We start from the raw sequence: 13,839 nt of genomic DNA on the forward strand, positions 1-13,839 counted from the left end.
TCATTCGGGCGGGGGTGGAAATGATGATCGGCTGTTTATGTATTCACGGGTTTACGGGAAGTCCAGAAGAAGTGGCGCCGCTGGCCGATTATTTGCGGGAGCGGACCGATTGGATGATCGAAACGCCGACCTTGCCGGGCCACGGAAGCGAACTGCGGTTGAAAGGAATTACATACGACCAATGGATCGCGGCGGCGGAACAAGCGTTTTTAGCGCTCCATCACCGTTGCAGTGTGGTGTATGTCATTGGGTTTTCAATGGGTGGAGTGATCGCCGTCTACTTGGCGGAAAAATACCCGGTCGCCAAACTCGTGCTGCTAAGCGCTGCGTTTTACTATGTCAACCCGCGCCAATTATGGCGCGACATCCGCGAGATGTTTGCCAATGGATGGAAAGGAGCGCGGGAGCACCCACTGTTTCTCCGCTATCGAAACAAAATGATGGCGACGCCGTTTTCAGCTGTCAGGGAGTTTCGCAAACTCGTTCGCGATGTGCGTCCCCGACTTCCGCGCGTCGCGGCACCCGCGCTCATTGTGCAAGGAGAAAAAGATGGGATCGTGCCGTTAAAAAGCGCCTATTATTTATATGAGCAGATTGGATCGGCGGAAAAAAAGCTGTTGCTTTTGCCCAATTCGTTCCATCATGTTTGTCATAGCATCGATCGGCACGTTCTGTTTGCTGAGGTGGAAACATTTTTGCGCGCTGCCCATGCCCATCATTGCAAATCACCGCATAACATGGTATGATAACTGTCAAACCTTTCTCTCGGATAAAGGGACGATTTTTTATAAGGAGTTTGAATAACATTGACGACATTTCAAGAATTAGGATTAAGCCAAGAAGTGATGAAAGCGATCGAGCGGATGGGGTTTGAAGAGACGACTCCGATTCAAGCAAAGACGATTCCGCTCAGTCTGCAAAATAAAGACGTAATCGGTCAAGCGCAAACCGGAACGGGGAAAACGGCGGCGTTTGGCATTCCGATCGTAGAAAAAGTGGATGTGAAAAACGGCGCCATTCAGGCGCTTGTGGTCGCGCCGACGCGTGAGCTCGCCATCCAAGTATCAGAAGAGCTGTACAAAATCGGCGCCGTCAAGCGCGTGCGCGTTTTGCCGATTTACGGCGGTCAAGATATCGAGCGGCAAATCCGTGCTTTGAAAAAACATCCGCACGTGATCGTCGGGACGCCGGGCCGTATTATCGACCATATCAACCGCGGGACGCTCCGCCTTGAGCATGTGCATACGGTCGTTCTCGATGAGGCGGATGAAATGCTCAATATGGGCTTTATCGAAGATATTGAGGCGATTTTAAGCCATGTGCCGGCCGAGCGGCAGACGTTGCTGTTCTCGGCGACGATGCCGGATCCGATTCGCCGCATTGCCGAGCGCTTCATGAACGAGCCGGAACTTGTCAAAGTGAAGGCAAAGGAAATGACCGTGCCGAACATTCAACAGTACTACTTAGAAGTGCACGAGAAAAAGAAATTTGACATTTTGACGCGGCTTCTTGATATTCAGGCGCCGGAGCTCGCGATCGTGTTCGGCCGCACGAAGCGTCGTGTCGATGAGCTGGCGGAGGCGCTCAACTTGCGAGGCTATGCAGCGGAAGGCATTCACGGTGATTTAAGCCAAGCGAAACGGCTGTCGGTGCTGCGCAAGTTTAAGGAAGGTGCGATTGAAATTTTAGTGGCGACGGATGTTGCGGCGCGCGGCTTGGATATTTCCGGCGTAACGCACGTGTACAACTTTGATATTCCGCAAGACCCGGAAAGCTATGTCCACCGGATTGGGCGCACCGGGCGCGCCGGCAAGACAGGGGTGGCGATGACGTTTGTCACTCCAAGGGAGATCGGCCAGCTTCACCATATTGAGCGGACGACGAAGCGGAAAATGGAGCGGATGAAGCCGCCGACACTTGATGAGGCGCTCGAAGGCCAACAGCGTATCGCGATCGAAAAGCTTCTCAACGTCGTGGAGACCGAAAACCTGTCATTTTACAAACGGGCAGCGGAAGAATTGCTTGAAGAGCACGATTCGGTAACGATTGTCGCTGCCTGCTTGAAAATGTTGACGCGCGAGCCGGATACGACGCCGGTGCAATTGACGGAAGAGCCGCCTTTAGCGGTCAAGCGGGAGAAAAAACGGGGCGGCCGCCCGGACGGCTCAGCCCGCAGCCGGACGAAGAAACGGCGGATTACGGCGCATTAAGCGCCGTTTTTTCATAGCCGAGGCATGTAAAACGACGGCCGCTTGGGGCGGATGGACAAAAAGGGGGCAAGCAGGCCGCCGACGGCGAAGCCAAATAGATGGGCCAATAAATTCCCATCTGGTGTCATGATGCCAAGCAGCAAATGAACCGCCATGACCGAAAGCAGCAACTGGGCGTGGCGGGGGGCGACTAAGTCGCGGCGGAATAGGGCGAGGTAGCTGTACATGCCAAACAAGGCGAAAATGGCGCCCGACGCCCCGACATGGGTGTACAGCGGCGGCAGAAGGAATAAAGTGGCGACATTGGCGCCGATTCCGCCTCCGATATACAGAAACAAAAACTTTCTTTTCCCAAGTGCGCGCTCCAGCCAGGGGCCAAACAGCCATAAGGACAAACTGTTGGCGGCCATATGGTGGAAATCGCGATGCAGCACGATTGGGCTGACAAGCCGCCAGCACTCTCCATGGCGGATCGCGCCGTTCGTCCCGACGGCGTATTGCCAAATGGGTTCAAGCGCTGTCAAGGGAAGAGAAAACAACAGCCATGCGGCGATATGGACCAATAATAAGGCGGCAACGACGGGATAAAGGCGGACAAATGAGCGGACATCGCTTGCATGTTGAAACACGGGTTGGTCTCCCTTCTTCGCGGAAATGGGGCGTTTTTTATAAGCCATCTTATGCGGGTCTCTCATAAAAAATTTGTCCGACCATCAGGGCGGATAGGATAGGTGAGGAAGCAGTGATCGTCGGCATTGGCATTGATATTGTAGAGTTGGAACGGATCCGCTCCCTTCTTGAGCGGAGCCGCAAATTTCCAGAGCGAATTTTGACGCCGCGTGAAAAAGCGCAGTTTGGCGAGTTGCCGCCCGCAAGACAGGCAGAGTTTCTCGCCGGGCGATTTGCGGCGAAAGAAGCGTACGCCAAAGCGCTCGGAACGGGGATCGGGCGGCATCTATCGTTTCAAGACATCGAGATCGTTTCCGATGAGCACGGAAAGCCGAGCATTGCTGCCCGCCGCGATGGCGAGACGGTTCATCTGTCCATTTCCCATAGCCGCGATTACGCCGTCGCCCAAGTCGTCATTGAGCGTCTTGACCGATGACGCCGGCTGATGCTTGCCATGGCTAGTCTGCATATTCCCGAAAGTTGTCTCATATATTGTAGTGCATGGGTAGAAATCGATATATGAGGCAAAGGGGTTGAAGCGATGGGCAGAAACGTGCTGATGGCGTTGGTCGGCATCATTTTTCTGTTTGCTTTGGCTGGCTGCGGGTCGAAATCGCAGGAAGAGGTGCTGAAGGCGCTTGATGAAAAGGTCGATGAGATGACGGGTTATCAGGCTGAGGCGAAAATGACGTTCCGCACCGGGGAAAAGCCGCAAGTGTATCATGTCGAAGTGTGGCACAAGCAGCCGTCCTACTACCGCGTCAGCTTGAAAAACGCCGACAAAGGACAAAGCCAAATGATTTTGCGCAATGACGAAGGGGTGTTCGTCTTCACGCCGGCGCTCAACAAAACCTTCAAGTTTGTGAGCGATTGGCCGAAAAACAGCAGCCAAGCGTATTTGTACGAATCGCTCGTCAAAGACATTTTGAGCGATTCGAAGGCGAAGTTTAAGGCGACGGACGATTACTATGTGTTTGAGACGAAAACGAACTACCCGAACAGCGAAGTCGTTCCAACCCAAGAGATTACACTGCGCAAAAAAGATTTGGCGCCCGTCTCGGTCAAAGTGATGGATACGGACCGGAAAGCGCTGTTGACGGTCGAATTTTCCAACGTCGAGTTTAACAAAAAGTTTGATGATGACGCGTTTGATACAAAGAAAAACATGACTGGCGCCCGTCTTGAGGTGCCAACGATGGCCGAAGGAAAAGAGCAAGTGATGGCCGTCATGTACCCGAGTCAGCTTCCGAAAGGGGTTCAAGCGCTTGAGGAAAAAGAAGTGAAAGGTGAAAACGGCACGCGCGTCATTATGACATTCGGCGGCAAAAAATCGTTTACGCTCGTGCAAGAAAAAGCGGATGTGCTTCCGGCGACAAGCATGCCAGTTCTTGTCAACGGCGACCCGGTTGATTTAGGATTCACCATTGGCGCCCTCACCGACCGAACGTTGACATGGTGGTACAACGGGGCGGAGTTTACGCTCGCCTCGGACGATTTGACGCCGGAAGAAATGGTGATGGTCGCCAGCTCCGTGCAAGAAAAAGCGGCAAAATGACAGTGCGGTTTTGCAAACAGGCGGCTCTCCGCGTTGAAGCGGAGAAGCTGCTTTTTGTTTTTGTGCAGAAGCAGTGAAGGCAGGCCAGTGGACGAATCGTTGCGATCTCCAATGTTTTCCGCCGTTTTTCTCATTTTTCCGCCGCTCATCCTATTCCTTCTTCCCTAGGAACATGGTAAACTAAAAAAGGAATCCAATCGATTCAAGCGCTTTCAAACTGGCTATGACTAGAAAGGCAGCGAGAGAGGATGGACGAGTTTCACCGCGATACGTGGGTGGAAATTGATTTGGACGCCATTTACGACAACGTCGCGAATTTGCGCCGCTTTTTGCCGGAGGGTACGCAAATTATGGCCGTTGTCAAGGCGAACGCCTACGGGCACGGCGATGCCCAAGTGGCGGCAACGGCGCTCGAAGCGGGCGCTTCCCGCTTGGCCGTCGCCTTTTTGGACGAGGCGCTTGCCTTACGAAAAAAAGGCATCGATGCCCCGATTTTAGTGCTTGGGGCGTCTCGTCCCGAGGATGTGGCGTTGGCCGCCGAACACCGCATCGCCTTAACCGTGTTTCGCTCTGATTGGCTCGAGAAGGCGTCATCGCTGTATAACGGTTCGACCCCGATTCATTTCCATTTAAAGATGGACACGGGAATGGGACGGCTTGGGGTGAAAGACGAAGAGGAGACAAAGCGAATAGCGGCCTTGATCGATCGCCATCCGCCCTTTGTGCTTGAAGGGGTGTATACGCATTTTGCGACCGCTGATGAAGTGAATACGGATTACTTTTCTTATCAATACGCCCGCTTTTTGCATATGCTTGACTGGCTGCCGTCGCGGCCGTCGCTCGTTCATTGCGCCAACAGCGCGGCGGCCCTTCGTTTTTCCGATCGAGCGTTCAACATGGTTCGCTTTGGCATTTCGATGTACGGGCTCGCCCCATCGCCGGACATCAAGCCGCTCCTCCCATACGAATTGAAAGAGGCGTTTTCGCTCCATAGCCGCCTTGTACACGTCAAAAAACTGCAACCAGGCGAAAAGGTGAGCTACGGTGCGACGTACACCGCGCAGACGGAAGAGTGGATCGGCACGATTCCAATCGGTTATGCGGACGGCTGGCTGCGAAGGTTGCAGCACTTTCATGTGCTTGTTGGCGGGCGGCGGGCGCCGATCGTCGGCCGTATCTGCATGGATCAATGCATGATCCGCCTGCCGGAGCCGCTGCCTGTCGGGACGAAGGTGACATTAATTGGCCGCCAAGGGGACGAAGTCATTTCCATCGATGATGTCGCCCGCCATTTGGACACAATCAATTATGAAGTGCCGTGCACGATCGGCTACCGGGTGCCCCGTATTTTTTTCCGAAATAAGCGTATAATGGAAGTGAGAAACGCCGTTGGTCGCGGATGAAGCGATGCATAATCTGCTTCGGAAGACAAAGGATAGAAAATGGAGAAATGACTTTGCAGCGCCGTTGTTTAATGGTATCATGAAGTGGAAGCAATCAATGGCTGCAGTTCGTGGAGGTGTATATTTGTGTCGGAATCTGGCGCAACAGCGGAAATCGTCGTTCGTTTGCCGCAGTCGCTGCTGACAGAACTGGACGTGCTCGTAAAGCAGGAAAACGGCAACCGCAATGAACTCATTTATCAAGCGACGAAAATGTACATTCGCGAGCGGAAGAAACGGCAAATTCGCGAGGCGATGAGACGAGGCTACATGGAAATGGCGAAAATCAATTTATCTATCGCTTCTGAAGCGTTTCATGCTGAATACGAGGCCGACCACACCGTTGAACGCTTAGTTAGCGGGGGGTAATGCTTTGATTGTCAAACGTGGCGACGTGTATTTTGCGGACCTTTCCCCGGTTGTTGGCTCGGAGCAGGGCGGCGTGCGCCCCGTGTTGGTGATCCAAAACGATATCGGCAATCGTTTTAGCCCGACGGTGATTGTCGCGGCGATTACGGCGCAAATCCAAAAAGCGAAGCTGCCGACGCATGTCGAGATTGACGCGAAACGCTACGGGTTTGAACGCGATTCGGTCATTTTGCTTGAGCAAATTCGCACGATCGACAAGCAACGGCTGACCGATAAAATCACTCATTTGGACGATGAAATGATGGATAAAGTCGATGAGGCGCTGCAAATTAGCTTAGGACTGATCGACTTTTGATAGAGCGAAAAACCTTTGCTTTTGGCATAACAGCGAACAGGAGAAACGGCGTTTTCGGTTGCCAACGGGCGGCCGAGCGGATGGGGAAAGCGGCGTTGACGTGCGGCATCGGTCTTGATTATCGAGTGTTCACGTTGGTGAGACGGGCAGATCGGTCTTCCCGGAACGGTCTGTCCTTCCATTTTCATCTATGTATACTGTTTCACAAAGCAGCTGCGTACAGGTAGCGCTTTTTTTATTATCCTAAACCGATTCATCCCCCACTTCCACCTCGAAGCGTTAGCGTAGGTGGGAGAGCGTTCAAGTCCCATATCATTAAGGAGGGAATCGCTTGGCTAACGAACAGCGGCTCATTGAAGTCATTGCCGTCGAGCAGCAGCTGGCAGCGAAGCAAGTCGAAAACGTCATTGCGCTCCATCGAGAAGGAAACACGATCCCGTTTATCGCCCGCTACCGGAAAGAAATGACTGGGGCGCTCGATGAAGTGCAAATTCGTGAAGTACTGGAGAGATGGGAGTATTTGCAGCATTTAGAACAACGGAAAGAGGAAGTGCTCCGCCTCATTGACGAGCAAGGGAAGTTGACGGAAGAGTTAAAGCGCGACATTCTTGAGGCCACGAAGTTGCAACAAGTCGAAGATTTATACCGCCCGTATCGGCAAAAGCGGCGCACGAAAGCAACCATCGCAAAAGAGAGAGGGCTTGAACCTCTTGCCGAATGGCTCCTTTCGTGTCCACCGGCCCCAACTCCGGAACAACAGGCCGAAATGTTCGTCAACGAAGATAAAGGAGTCGCAACCGTTGAAGAGGCGCTTCAAGGTGCGAAAGACATCATCGCCGAGAAAGTGGCAGATGACGCTGCTCTTCGTCAATGGGTGCGCGACGAGACGCGGCGGAAAGGAACGATTGCTTCGGTTGCCAAAGCGCCGGAAAAGGACGAAAAGAGTGTGTACGAAATGTACTACGACTACGAGGAGCCCCTGGCTAAAATCGTTCCGCACCGCGTGTTGGCGTTAAACCGTGGTGAAAAGGAAGAGGTGCTGCGCGTCTCGATCAAGGCGCCTGTTGAGGACATCATTCGCTATTTGCGGCGAAAAACAGTCGCTGATGAATCGTCCCCGGCCGCTCCCATCGTGGCAGAAGCGATCGAGGACGGATACAAGCGGCTGATGGAGCCTGCCATTGAACGCGACATCCGCAACGAGTTGACGGAGAAAGCGGAGGAGCGGGCCATCCATATTTTCGCTGAAAACTTGCGCAAACTGCTTCTCCAGCCGCCGCTCAAAGGAAAAACGGTGCTCGGCATCGACCCAGCCTATCGGACTGGGTGCAAGCTCGCCGTTGTCGACGAAACGGGGAAACTGCTTCGCATTGATGTGATCTATCCGCATCCGCCGCAAGAGCGAAAAGAAGAGGCGCGCGCGAAACTTCTTCGCCTGCTTGATGACGATCACGTTGATATGATTGCGATTGGCAACGGAACAGCATCTCGGGAAACCGAACAGTTTGTCGCCGACACGCTGAAGCATGTGCAACGCGATATTTTTTATTTGATTGTCAATGAAGCAGGAGCGAGCGTCTACTCTGCTTCCGACCTTGCACGCGCTGAGTTTCCCGACCTGCAAGTCGAAGAGCGGAGCGCCGTCTCGATCGCCCGCCGCGTCCAAGACCCGCTCGCCGAGCTTGTCAAAATCGATCCAAAATCGGTCGGCGTCGGCCAATACCAGCACGATGTGTCGCAAAAAAAGCTTGCCGAGTCGCTTCGTTTCGTCGTCGAGACGGTCGTCAATCAAGTCGGTGTCAACGTCAACACCGCCTCCGTCTCCCTGCTTCAGTACGTGTCCGGGCTCACGAAAACCGTTGCAGAAAACATCGTCAAGCGTCGCGAAGAGCAAGGGAAATTCCGCAACCGTGAAGAGCTGAAAACGATTCCTCGGCTCGGAGCGAAAACGTACGAGCAGTGCATCGGTTTTTTGCGCATCGTTGATGGCGACGAACCGCTTGACCGCACGCCGATTCACCCTGAGCGGTACGCGGAAGTGAAGCAACTGTTGCGTAAGTTAGGATTTACGACCGCCGCCATTGGCAGTGATGAACTGCGCCAGGCGCTGCAAGCCATTGATATCGAAGCGACAGCAGCTGAACTCGGCATCGGGGAACTGACGCTCCGCGACATCATCGATGCCTTGCGCCGCCCAGAGCGCGACCCGCGCGACGAGCTGCCCAAGCCGCTATTACGCAAAGATGTGTTGAAGATGGAAGATTTGAAGCCAGGCATGGAGCTGGAAGGAACCGTGCGCAACGTCGTTGACTTCGGCGCCTTTGTCGACATTGGGGTCAAACAGGACGGGCTCGTGCACATTTCCAAACTAAGCAAACAATACGTGCGCCATCCGCTCGATGTCGTTTCGGTCGGCGACGTCGTCAAAGTATGGGTCGAGCATGTCGATGTGGCGAAGGGAAGAATATCGCTGTCGATGGTGCCGCCGAAAGAGTGAAATGGAGAAAGCACTGCCTTAGGAGCAGTGTTTTCTCCGATAAAAAAACCAGCATTGGTTCAACAGTTTAATTTGCTCACGGTTTTTCTCATAGTAGGCTCGTCTCATCTGATTTTTCAGCCATGTAGGCAAAATCAGTCACCTCCCTGACAGTGGAAAGGTAATATATGTGTATGTAATGGTGAATTGTCCTGTGCCAAAAGATGAAGGAGAGACCCGCCATGGACCAAAAGCAGCTGCAAGCCCTTGTCGAACAAATTTCCATTCGCGTGTTCGGCAAGCCGTTCCGCCATACCGCTTTCTTCAACCCTCGTTTGCGCACCACCGGCGGGCGCTACATGTTGCAAACGCACAACATTGAGCTCAATAAAAAACATTACGAGCAGTTCGGCGAGGAAGAATTGATCGCCATCATCAAACACGAGCTTTGCCATTACCACTTGCACCTTGAGGGAAAAGGCTACCGCCACCGCGACCGCGACTTCCGCGAACTGCTGCAAAAAGTGGGGGCGCCTCGCTATTGTCGTCCGCTTGCTCGAAATACAAAAGCGCCGAAAACGATCTACACATACATTTGCACGTCATGCGGCCTCACCTACCGCCGCAAAAGACGGATCAACATAGACCGTTATGTTTGCGGCCGCTGCCGAAGCAAGCTCAAACGATCCTAGACTCCCATGACAGAAAAATTTGGTTGCCATCGGAAGGATGAAAATATCTCTATGTCGAATATTACAGTTTTACACATTTTGAAGCTCAGGTATTTTCAGAGTAGATGCAATTTGAAACTTTAACATTTGTAGCTTTTACATAGCCCGATCGACTGTCGGGCGACTGAACAACGCCGCTTTCAGACCCATGCATGGGTCTGTGAAGCGGGTGGTTGTTCGGTCTTCCGTCACGCCTTGGTGTTCGTCAGTCGAGAAAATAGACAAGCTACCTTTTCGTCAAGAATTGTTAAACTATAATGTCCAGTCAACGCCCATAATCAAACAAAACATTTTGCGAAAAAAGGTTGACAATCAGGATGATCGTGTGCTAAATTATAAAAGCCGTCGCTAAACGGCGGAAAACAGCAGAGGAAGTTGCGGGAAAACGTATTGACAAACGACAAGTTGCTCAATATAATAAACAATGTCGATTGTCAAACATCATTCCGCAATAGCTCAGCGACGAGCCTCACATCTTCGAATTGGCTGCGAGTTGCCTCGACGCATCTCGCTTCCTTGAATTAGCTGGCAGAGGAAGAGGCAACGAGCACATCGTAAAGATATGCATGACATATAATTTTTTCATCATTCCGCAATAGCTCAGCGGTAGAGCAACCGGCTGTTAACCGGTAGGTCGTAGGTTCGAATCCTACTTGCGGAGCCATTTCTTTGGAGAAGTACCCAAGTGGCTGAAGGGGACGGTTTGCTAAACCGTTAGGTCGTGGCTTTACGGCGCGCGGGTTCAAATCCCGCCTTCTCCGCCACTCCAATACGTATATGCGTGGCCCGTTGGTCAAGTGGTTAAGACACCGCCCTTTCACGGCGGTAACACGGGTTCGAATCCCGTACGGGTCACTGAATAGCGCGGGGTGATCCCCGCGATTTGTGGTCCCGTAGTGTAGTGGTTAACATGCCTGCCTGTCACGCAGGAGATCGCGGGTTCGAGTCCCGTCGGGACCGCCATTGCACTAAATCGCTGGGCCATAGCCAAGCGGTAAGGCAACGGACTTTGACTCCGTGATGCGCTGGTTCGAATCCAGCTGGCCCAGCCATTTTTATGTGTTAAATACATGAGCCATTCGCTCAGTAACGAGCGCTGCATCTTCGAGTTTGCTTCGAGTTGCCTCGACGCGCCTAGCTTCTTTGAATAGGCTGGCAGAGGAAGAGGCAGGTAAGCTAGGTAGTACCTGGAGTGTATACCCAACCATGAGCCATTAGCTCAGTAGGTAGAGCAACGAGCGATGCATCATCGAGTTTGCTTCGAGTTGTCCCGACGCATCCTGCATCTTTGAATATGCTAGTAGAGGAAGGGACATCGTTCACTGTGAGTGTATACCTAACCATGAGCCATTAGCTCAGTAGGTAGAGCATCTGACTTTTAATCAGAGGGTCGGAGGTTCGAGTCCTCCATGGCTCACCATATTAGCGGGTGTGGCGGAATTGGCAGACGCACCAGACTTAGGATCTGGCGCCTCACGGCGTGGGGGTTCAAGTCCCTCCACCCGCACTGATTAGTCAATATGCGGTCGTGGCGGAATGGCAGACGCGCTAGGTTGAGGGCCTAGTGGGGGCGACCCCGTGGAGGTTCAAGTCCTCTCGACCGCATTTTTTAGATAAACTATTGACAGCAACACAGTGAGTTGCTAAAATGTAATCCGTCTCTTTGGTGCAATAATCTATTGCGCTCGTAGCTCAATTGGATAGAGCATCTGACTACGGATCAGAAGGTTAGGGGTTCGAATCCTCTCGAGCGCGCCATCATCGGGAAGTAGCTCAGCTTGGTAGAGCACATGGTTTGGGACCATGGGGTCGCAGGTTCAAATCCTGTCTTCCCGATTTTGTTAAACTAAATATTATGCGGGTGTAGTTTAGTGGTAAAACCTCAGCCACGAGCCTTCACTTCGCCGAATACGCTTCGAGTTGCCCCGACGCATCCAGCTTCTTTGAATCAGCTGGCAGAGGAAGGGGCATGAAAAATTGTGATGGGTGTTTCATCAAAAAATATGCGGGTGTAGTTTAGTGGTAAAACCTCAGCCTTCCAAGCTGATGTCGTGGGTTCGATTCCCATCACCCGCTCCATGAAGAGTCCATAGGATTATTTTGTTCCTTGAAAACTGAACGAAACGAAGCGCAACGAAAAGCGGAGGTCCGCGGGTCGCCGCGACGGGCAAATGTTCTTCACCCGTAGGGGTGCTTGCACCCCTAGGGGGAAGGTTATTTGACCCCGAGCGGCGGCGGACCGAAGCTAGACAATTCGAAAAGCGGAGGCCGCTTAGCGCCTTTGGTGCTGCGGCTGAAGCAAAAAGCCAATCAACTTTCTTTTGGAGAGTTTGATCCTGGCTCAGGACGAACGCTGGCGGCGTGCCTAATACATGCAAGTCGAGCGGACCAAATCGGAGCTTGCTCTGGTTTGGTCAGCGGCGGACGGGTGAGTAACACGTGGGCAACCTGCCCGCAAGACCGGGATAACTCCGGGAAACCGGAGCTAATACCGGATAACACCGAAGACCGCATGGTCTTTGGTTGAAAGGCGGCCTTTTGGCTGTCACTTGCGGATGGGCCCGCGGCGCATTAGCTAGTTGGTGAGGTAACGGCTCACCAAGGCGACGATGCGTAGCCGGCCTGAGAGGGTGACCGGCCACACTGGGACTGAGACACGGCCCAGACTCCTACGGGAGGCAGCAGTAGGGAATCTTCCGCAATGGGCGAAAGCCTGACGGAGCGACGCCGCGTGAGCGAAGAAGGCCTTCGGGTCGTAAAGCTCTGTTGTGAGGGACGAAGGGGCGCCGTTCGAAGAGGGCGGCGCGGTGACGGTACCTCACGAGAAAGCCCCGGCTAACTACGTGCCAGCAGCCGCGGTAATACGTAGGGGGCGAGCGTTGTCCGGAATTATTGGGCGTAAAGCGCGCGCAGGCGGTCCCTTAAGTCTGATGTGAAAGCCCACGGCTCAACCGTGGAGGGTCATTGGAAACTGGGGGACTTGAGGGCAGGAGAGGAGAGCGGAATTCCACGTGTAGCGGTGAAATGCGTAGAGATGTGGAGGAACACCAGTGGCGAAGGCGGCTCTCTGGCCTGCAACTGACGCTGAGGCGCGAAAGCGTGGGGAGCAAACAGGATTAGATACCCTGGTAGTCCACGCCGTAAACGATGAGTGCTAAGTGTTAGAGGGGTCACACCCTTTAGTGCTGCAGCTAACGCGATAAGCACTCCGCCTGGGGAGTACGGCCGCAAGGCTGAAACTCAAAGGAATTGACGGGGGCCCGCACAAGCGGTGGAGCATGTGGTTTAATTCGAAGCAACGCGAAGAACCTTACCAGGTCTTGACATCCCCTGACAACCCAAGAGATTGGGCGTTCCCCCTTCGGGGGGACAGGGTGACAGGTGGTGCATGGTTGTCGTCAGCTCGTGTCGTGAGATGTTGGGTTAAGTCCCGCAACGAGCGCAACCCTCGCCTCTAGTTGCCAGCATTCAGTTGGGCACTCTAGAGGGACTGCCGGCGACAAGTCGGAGGAAGGTGGGGATGACGTCAAATCATCATGCCCCTTATGACCTGGGCTACACACGTGCTACAATGGGCGGTACAAAGGGCTGCGAACCCGCGAGGGGGAGCGAATCCCAAAAAGCCGCTCTCAGTTCGGATTGCAGGCTGCAACTCGCCTGCATGAAGCCGGAATCGCTAGTAATCGCGGATCAGCATGCCGCGGTGAATACGTTCCCGGGCCTTGTACACACCGCCCGTCACACCACGAGAGCTTGCAACACCCGAAGTCGGTGAGGCAACCCGCAAGGGAGCCAGCCGCCGAAGGTGGGGCAAGTGATTGGGGTGAAGTCGTAACAAGGTAGCCGTACCGGAAGGTGCGGCTGGATCACCTCCTTTCTAAGGAGAAAAGCGGAGGTCGCCCGCCTATCGGCGAGGTGCGCTGGAGGGCCTGCGAGCGGGCTTAGCCCGCCGCAGCAGGACCGAAGCGTCGCGAGCCGATGGCGGCCGGAGCTAGACAATCCGAAAAGCGGAGGCCGCAATGGCCAACTGTC

Annotated in this window: 11 protein-coding genes, 11 tRNA genes and 1 rRNA gene; 21 read left to right on the plus strand and 2 right to left on the minus strand. The window is 53.7% G+C overall.

Going from position 1 to position 13,839, the window contains the following annotated elements; translation table 11 throughout:
• The first annotated feature begins 23 nt into the window (after positions 1-23).
• Complete coding sequence (locus QWV57_RS01240; protein WP_011229735.1) at positions 24-746, plus strand: alpha/beta hydrolase; 723 nt, start codon at positions 24-26, stop codon at positions 744-746.
• 60 nt (positions 747-806) lie between these two features.
• Positions 807-2,210, plus strand: coding sequence for a degradosome RNA helicase CshA (cshA, locus tag QWV57_RS01245; RefSeq protein ID WP_013144041.1), 1,404 nt, complete (start codon positions 807-809; stop codon positions 2,208-2,210).
• Between the two features lie 11 nt (positions 2,211-2,221).
• Here the strand turns inward: cshA and QWV57_RS01250 are convergent, their stop codons facing one another.
• Entirely contained in the window at positions 2,222-2,839 is a 618-nt protein-coding gene (locus tag QWV57_RS01250; protein ID WP_025950330.1) for a rhomboid family intramembrane serine protease, read from the minus strand.
• Between the two features lie 113 nt (positions 2,840-2,952).
• On the opposite strand from QWV57_RS01250, the gene acpS reads away from it, so the two are divergent.
• The 6 genes from acpS to QWV57_RS01280 all read left to right on the plus strand — a co-directional run bounded on the left by acpS (position 2,953) and on the right by QWV57_RS01280 (position 9,097).
• A complete protein-coding gene (acpS, locus tag QWV57_RS01255) occupies positions 2,953-3,315 on the plus strand; it encodes a holo-ACP synthase (RefSeq protein ID WP_015373790.1) in 363 nt (120 codons plus the stop codon).
• A gap of 105 nt (positions 3,316-3,420) precedes the next feature.
• Entirely contained in the window at positions 3,421-4,434 is a 1,014-nt protein-coding gene (locus tag QWV57_RS01260; RefSeq protein ID WP_013144042.1) for a LolA family protein, read from the plus strand.
• A 248-nt stretch (positions 4,435-4,682) separates the two neighbouring features.
• Positions 4,683-5,837, plus strand: coding sequence for an alanine racemase (gene alr / locus QWV57_RS01265; protein WP_020278946.1), 1,155 nt, complete (start codon positions 4,683-4,685; stop codon positions 5,835-5,837).
• A gap of 126 nt (positions 5,838-5,963) precedes the next feature.
• Positions 5,964-6,245, plus strand: a complete 282-nt coding sequence (locus tag QWV57_RS01270; protein WP_011229742.1) for a CopG family ribbon-helix-helix protein — start codon at positions 5,964-5,966, stop codon at positions 6,243-6,245.
• Positions 6,246-6,249: 4 nt separating this feature from the next.
• Complete coding sequence (gene ndoA / locus QWV57_RS01275; RefSeq protein WP_003253417.1) at positions 6,250-6,600, plus strand: type II toxin-antitoxin system endoribonuclease NdoA; 351 nt, start codon at positions 6,250-6,252, stop codon at positions 6,598-6,600.
• Between the two features lie 331 nt (positions 6,601-6,931).
• The gene (locus QWV57_RS01280; protein ID WP_042382235.1) at positions 6,932-9,097 is read left to right on the plus strand and encodes a Tex family protein; all 2,166 of its coding nucleotides are present in this window, start codon (positions 6,932-6,934) and stop codon (positions 9,095-9,097) included.
• An 18-nt stretch (positions 9,098-9,115) separates the two neighbouring features.
• Here the strand turns inward: QWV57_RS01280 and cmpA are convergent, their stop codons facing one another.
• A complete protein-coding gene (cmpA, locus tag QWV57_RS01285) occupies positions 9,116-9,229 on the minus strand; it encodes a cortex morphogenetic protein CmpA (protein ID WP_013144046.1) in 114 nt (37 codons plus the stop codon).
• A gap of 89 nt (positions 9,230-9,318) precedes the next feature.
• Here cmpA and QWV57_RS01290 point away from each other — a divergent pair, with 89 nt between their 5' ends.
• The 13 genes from QWV57_RS01290 to QWV57_RS01350 all read left to right on the plus strand — a co-directional run bounded on the left by QWV57_RS01290 (position 9,319) and on the right by QWV57_RS01350 (position 13,684).
• On the plus strand, positions 9,319-9,768 hold the full coding sequence (locus QWV57_RS01290; protein WP_013144047.1) for a SprT family protein: 450 nt from the start codon (positions 9,319-9,321) through the stop codon (positions 9,766-9,768).
• Between the two features lie 628 nt (positions 9,769-10,396).
• Positions 10,397-10,471, plus strand: a tRNA-Asn gene (locus tag QWV57_RS01295).
• Between the two features lie 7 nt (positions 10,472-10,478).
• Positions 10,479-10,571, plus strand: a tRNA-Ser gene (locus tag QWV57_RS01300).
• Positions 10,572-10,590: 19 nt separating this feature from the next.
• A tRNA-Glu gene (locus QWV57_RS01305) sits at positions 10,591-10,662 on the plus strand.
• A gap of 32 nt (positions 10,663-10,694) precedes the next feature.
• Positions 10,695-10,770 (plus strand) — tRNA-Asp (locus tag QWV57_RS01310).
• A 14-nt stretch (positions 10,771-10,784) separates the two neighbouring features.
• Positions 10,785-10,859: transfer RNA gene (locus QWV57_RS01315), tRNA-Gln, on the plus strand.
• Positions 10,860-11,151: 292 nt separating this feature from the next.
• Positions 11,152-11,227: transfer RNA gene (locus QWV57_RS01320), tRNA-Lys, on the plus strand.
• Positions 11,228-11,232: 5 nt separating this feature from the next.
• Positions 11,233-11,314 (plus strand) — tRNA-Leu (locus QWV57_RS01325).
• A 15-nt stretch (positions 11,315-11,329) separates the two neighbouring features.
• Positions 11,330-11,412, plus strand: a tRNA-Leu gene (locus tag QWV57_RS01330).
• Between the two features lie 76 nt (positions 11,413-11,488).
• A tRNA-Arg gene (locus QWV57_RS01335) sits at positions 11,489-11,565 on the plus strand.
• Between the two features lie 4 nt (positions 11,566-11,569).
• Positions 11,570-11,643, plus strand: a tRNA-Pro gene (locus QWV57_RS01340).
• 169 nt (positions 11,644-11,812) lie between these two features.
• A tRNA-Gly gene (locus tag QWV57_RS01345) sits at positions 11,813-11,886 on the plus strand.
• Positions 11,887-12,125: 239 nt separating this feature from the next.
• A 16S ribosomal RNA gene (locus tag QWV57_RS01350) occupies positions 12,126-13,684 on the plus strand.
• Positions 13,685-13,839: the final 155 nt, after the last annotated feature.

Origin of the sequence: Geobacillus zalihae (assembly GCF_030414215.1) — a bacterium.
Lineage (GTDB): Bacteria > Bacillota > Bacilli > Bacillales > Anoxybacillaceae > Geobacillus > Geobacillus zalihae.